Genomic DNA, 4,914 nt, shown 5'->3' with positions numbered 1-4,914 from the left:
GTGCAAAGCAAGGCCGTAACGCCCGACGAGATCGGCGCCGAGCTGCAGGCGGCGTCGGCGGATGCAAAACCGTTCCGTGTCGACCTCAGCGCCGTGGCCAGCCCGCATTTGATCGAGCTTCGTTTTGCCAATGACCTGTGGGCTGGGCAGGGCAAGCCAGGCGATCGCAACCTGTTCATCAAGAGCGTCAAGGTGAACGGCCAGCTGGTGCCGAACAGCAGGCTGCACATCGACAACCGGGCCACCGGCTACACCGATGGCAGCGGCACCAGCATGTACAACAACGGATCGCTGTGGGTGAACGGCCCGTTTGTCGACGGATGCGTGTAGGGGGCGTTGGGCGGGGCGCCCCTCGATGCCCGGACGATCGTTCGCATTCTAATAATATCCGGCACGGCGGTTAAAGACGGTGCTCACCACGCCGTTTGCCTGAATTTTAATCAGCCCCCTCTAATATTTCCGGAGCAGCGAGACAGGCAGTCGGCATTCGGACCACTGTTCGCGACACAGATCTTTCGCCGGGGGGCGCGAGCCGAGGGCGAGAGGCTGGCGCAGGCCTTGCGCCTTGCCTCTTGCCCTCGGCCGCCATTGCCTGCGGTACCAGTCGACGAACTTCCGCAGCCCGTCCTCGACCTCGCAACCGCGGCAGGTTCTAGCGTCGCGCTGCCGCGCCTGGGCCTTGGTGGGATATTGCTGGCGCAAGTTCCATGAGAGTCCGGTCAAATCATGACGCCAGGCGATACCAGCCGTCGCTGTCGCTTTCATCCGGCCGCGGCCGCGCGACATAAGCCGACACCCCGTTCGCCTCGTGATAGACGCGCGCCAGCAATTCCGCCAGCACACCGGACGTCACCATCTGCACCCCAGCGATAAGCAGGAAGAAACCGGTGAACAGCATCGGGCGCGTGCCGATGTCCTGGCCGAGCAACAGTTTCAGGCACAGGAGATAGGCAAGCACCAGCGAGCCCACCGCGCCGAGCACGATGCCGATGCCGCCGAAGAAATGTCCGGGCCGCGTGCGGTAGCGCATGAAGAAATACATGAACACCAGGTCGAGCACGACCCTGAAGGTGCGCGAGATGCCGTATTTGGACTGGCCGTGGATGCGCGGATGATGGGTCACCACTTCCTGTGCGATGCGCCGCGGCGTCGTCACCGTCGCCAGCCAGGCCGGGATGAAGCGGTGCATCTCGCCATAGAGCCTGACGCTGCGGATGACGCTGCCGCGGAAGATCTTCAGGCTGCATCCATAATCCTTCAGCCGCACGCCGGTGACGCGCGCGATCAACCTGTTGGCGATGCGCGAGGGCAGCCGGCGCATCAGAAAGCCCTCCTGGCGGTCCTTGCGCCAGCCGGCGACGAGGTCGAGGTCCTCGTTGAGCAGGCGGTAGACCATTCGCGGTATGTCGAACGGGTCGTTCTGCAGGTCGCCATCGAGGGTGGCGATGACATCGCCGCGCGCAGCGTCGAGTCCTGCCTGCATGGCGGCGGTCTGCTTGTAGTTGCGTACCAGCTCGACCGCGTGCACGTGCGGCCCGTATTCAGCGGCGAGCCGCCGGATCTCAGCCGGCGTCGCGTCCGTGCTGCCGTCGTCGACGAGCACCACTTCCCACGGCTGGCTGTAGCCTTCCATCGCCTGATGGATGCGGGCGAGCAGGGGCTCGACATTGTCGGCCTCGTTGTACATCGGAATGACAATCGAGAGCTTATGCTCGGGCATGACCGCGCCGTCGGGCAAACCCGATGCAGGGATGGGCAGCAGGTTCATAGCGAGGGCTTCCTTGCAGCTTCCGCGGCCGGATCTTCCGGTAGCGTTGATTTCGAGGGGAACAGCCAGGCGATGGCGCCGGTGGCGATGGCCGAGCCGAAGATGAACAGATGCAGGGCGAGCGCCGCCTGCAGGCCGCTTTTCAAGGCGATGCCGGAGGTGAGCAATGCCGCCGCCGCGCCCGCCTCATAGGTGCCGAAGCCGGCGACGCCCTGCACCGGCAAGATAGCCGCGCCCTCGGCGCCGACCACGCCCGGAAAGGCGGTCGTGAAGGATGTCCCCAGCATCAGCGCCAGCAGCCATGCCTGCACCGAAAGCTTCAGCGCCCAGTTGGCGACCGTCCACCACCAGCCGTAGCGGGAGCGTCCCGTCGCCTCGGTGAAGATGTCGCGAATACGGCCGAGCTTGGCCACCACCCGGCCGCGCCCCGCCCAGTCGTGCGGCGCGCGCGCCCAGCGGGGCAGGTACCAGGCGATGACCATCAGCGCCGCGATCCCCGCAGCCCGCAGCGCTGGATGCAGCCCTGGCCACACCAGGCACGCGAGGATGCCGACGACGAAGGCGTCCTGCAGCCGGAACCATAGCAGCGAGGCGCTGGCGCGCATGATCGGGATGCCGAAAACCTGGCGCAAAAGCAGCGGAAAGGCCGTCTCGCCGCCGCGGAAGGGCACGACATTGATCATCGCGTTGTGGATCAGGATGACGCGCAGGCAGGCGCCGAAACGGCCGTTCACCTCGCCGCGGAATTCGTCGCAGACACGCAGCGCGCGCAGCACGTAGGTGACGAACAAGGCAACGGCCACGGCCACGAAGGCGGCGGGCGTGACGCGGTCGAAGGCGTCGCCCACCATCTTCCAGCGCGCGTCGCTGGCAAGCCAGGCCAGCAGCGCCAGGGTAACGACTATCGAGACTGCTCGTTTCAACCAATTCTCCGCAGGCTTCCGCCACCGCGTTCCGGTGGGCATCGGATGATGTCCGCTATTCCCGGCATCGGCCGGGGATCGGATCCATTGCCGGTTGTCGGCGGCCCGTAGGCCCAAAGCCCAAAGGCCGCGGCTCCTTCGATGCGGCTGCTCCTATAGACTAGCAGCCTGTTGGAATCCACAAGCTTGGTTCCGGCCCGTCGAGAAGGTGTGTTCGATCCGTTCGACAACGCCGATTGACACCGCTCTGCGCGTGGCGGTTAATAGCGGGCGGGGGCGGCAACTGCGATGCCTTGGGGAAGGCTTGGAGTGCGTGTTGGCGCTGGATCGGGGAGGCGACCACCAACATGCGACCGCGCACCATACCGACTGCTCAATACGCATTGCCATATCAAGCGGAAAGTCGGGCGCGGCAACGGCCATTTGCGAGGCGCGCCTGGCTGATGGCTCTCATTGCGTGTGGCGAGCTTGCCGCTGCCGTGAATATGGCAGCCGCCAAGGATCGTGCCCCCGCCCAGGCCGTTCCAACGGCGTTCGAGATGCAGCTCTACTACGCGGATCGCACGTGGAACTGGGCGGATGGAGCCGCCTATTTCGCGCAGGACAGGCGCCTGCGCGCCTGGACGGCGAAACCGGATTCCACCTCCATCGCTGAAGGCAGATGGCTGCTGACCAATGACGGCAAGATGTGCATGGAGCTTGTCTGGCGGTCCAAGACCTATGCCGCGACGCCGATCCGCACCTGCTTCAGCCATCGCATCCATAACGGCAATGTCGAGCAGCGCATGGAGCCCGGTGGCGGGTGGTACAGCTTCAAGCACGCTTCTGGCAATGCCACCGACGAGCATCGGAAGTTCCAGGAAGGCGACGCCAAGAGCATTGAGTTCGATACGGCCCGCAAGCTGGTGGAGTCCAAGAGCTGAAGCGCCTGCGCTGAAACGGATCCGGTCGAACAAAGAAATAGGGCGGTCCAGCATTTCATGAAACGCTGAACCGCCCGAAGCAATTCCAGGAAGGTGCGTAGTGGTTGCCTGGAACTGCGTAGAACAATATTTCGAGCGGGTCGGCAATTCAAAAAGCCGAACCGCTCCGGCAATCAGGTCTGGCCGCCGCCGGCGGATCAGACAAGAAGAGGCCCGCTGAGAGAGCCCTCAACCCAACTCAGCGAGCCCGCGCCCCGACACATTACTCACTGGGACGACTGTCAGCCTTGCGGGCTGGCGTTGTTTGCCGGTGTTCGTGCCGCGCGGCGCGCGTCTGGCGCGCGACGTGGCCGTGACAGCCGGGACAGGAATTGCCGGCGCCGGCGTTGCCGAACCCAGCCCGAAGAAGGGTGCGGCCGTCCTGACGATGGTGTCGATGTCGGAGAGCTCCGCCGCGAAGCCCAACTGCTCGCGCGCCAGGCTCGGATCGGCATAGAGCTCGGCCGGGTCGCCAGGACGCCGTGTCCGATGGACGACTGGAACCGGTCGCGCCGTCATGCGGCCGACCGCGTCCAGGATCTCATTGATGGATACGCCTCGGCCGGTGCCGAGATTGACCGAAAGGTTGTCGCCGCCGGCTTCCAGATGCATCAGGGCCTTGAGGTGCGCGCGGGCAAGGTCGCTGACATGGATGTAGTCGCGCACGCAGGTGCCGTCGGCCGTGTCGTAGTCGGTGCCGAAAACCTCGATCGCGTCGATCATACCGGACGCCGCCATCAATACTCTGGGTATGAGGTGCGTTTCAGGCGTATGCCATTCGCCAAGCTCGCCCTCGGGATCGGCGCCACAGGCGTTGAAGTAGCGCAGGATCGCGTATTTCATGCCATAGGCCGCGGCATAATCCTTGATGATCTGCTCGCCCATCAGCTTGGTGCGTCCATAGGGGCTGATCGGGTTCTGCGGCGAGGTCTCGCGCACCGGCAGGGTCTCGGGCACGCCGTAGGTCGCGCAGCTCGAGGAAAAGATGATGTTGTCGATGCCATGCGTCCGCGCCACATCGAGCACGCAGATCGTTCCCGCCACGTTGGTCGAATAATAGTCGGCCGGCTCGCCGACCGACTCGCCGACATAGGCGAGTGCTGCGAAGTGGATGATCGCCTGTGGCCGACGGGTGGTGATCACCCGATCGAGCGCCCGGCGATCGCGGATATCGCCGACAACCAGCGGACCCCAGCAGACGGATTCCTCGTTGCCGCGGCTCAGATTGTCGTAGACCACCGGCAGCCACACATGCAAGCTG

5 protein-coding genes are annotated in these 4,914 nt (G+C 64.8%); 2 read left to right on the top strand and 3 right to left on the bottom strand.

Annotated elements, in window-relative coordinates; genetic code table 11:
- A partial coding sequence (locus EN745_RS30055) for a carbohydrate-binding domain-containing protein (RefSeq protein ID WP_189363201.1) occupies positions 1 to 330 on the top strand: 330 nt, incomplete at its 5' end.
- A 394-nt stretch (positions 331 to 724) separates the two neighbouring features.
- Here EN745_RS30055 and EN745_RS30050 read toward each other — a convergent pair.
- Both EN745_RS30050 and EN745_RS30045 read right to left on the bottom strand, forming a co-directional pair.
- Positions 725 to 1,768 carry a glycosyltransferase family 2 protein gene (locus EN745_RS30050; RefSeq protein WP_126055615.1) on the bottom strand — a complete coding sequence of 348 codons (1,044 nt, stop codon included), beginning with the start codon at positions 1,766 to 1,768 and terminating at the stop codon, positions 725 to 727.
- Positions 1,765 to 2,691: a lysylphosphatidylglycerol synthase domain-containing protein gene (locus EN745_RS30045; protein ID WP_127422918.1), complete on the bottom strand. Its 927-nt coding sequence runs from the start codon at positions 2,689 to 2,691 to the stop codon at positions 1,765 to 1,767. Before EN745_RS30045 ends, EN745_RS30050 begins: the two co-directional genes overlap by 4 nt.
- A 443-nt stretch (positions 2,692 to 3,134) precedes the next feature.
- On the opposite strand from EN745_RS30045, the gene EN745_RS30040 reads away from it, so the two are divergent.
- Positions 3,135 to 3,614, top strand: a complete 480-nt coding sequence (locus EN745_RS30040; RefSeq protein WP_127422917.1) for a DUF995 domain-containing protein — start codon at positions 3,135 to 3,137, stop codon at positions 3,612 to 3,614.
- A 228-nt stretch (positions 3,615 to 3,842) separates the two neighbouring features.
- Here the strand turns inward: EN745_RS30040 and galE are convergent.
- A partial coding sequence (gene galE, locus EN745_RS30035; protein WP_127422916.1) for a UDP-glucose 4-epimerase GalE occupies positions 3,843 to 4,914 on the bottom strand: 1,072 nt, incomplete at its 5' end.

Source organism: Mesorhizobium sp. M4A.F.Ca.ET.022.05.2.1 (genome assembly GCF_003998845.1).
Classification (GTDB): Bacteria; Pseudomonadota; Alphaproteobacteria; order Rhizobiales; family Rhizobiaceae; genus Mesorhizobium.
This window is presented reverse-complemented; position numbering and strand designations above follow the sequence as displayed.

Coding starts and splice junctions, on each gene's coding strand:
- EN745_RS30050 (WP_126055615.1), bottom strand. CDS start 1,768: ATGAACCTGCTGCCCATCCCTGCATCGGGTTTGCCCGACGGCGCGGTC.
- EN745_RS30040 (WP_127422917.1), top strand. CDS start 3,135: ATGGCTCTCATTGCGTGTGGCGAGCTTGCCGCTGCCGTGAATATGGCA.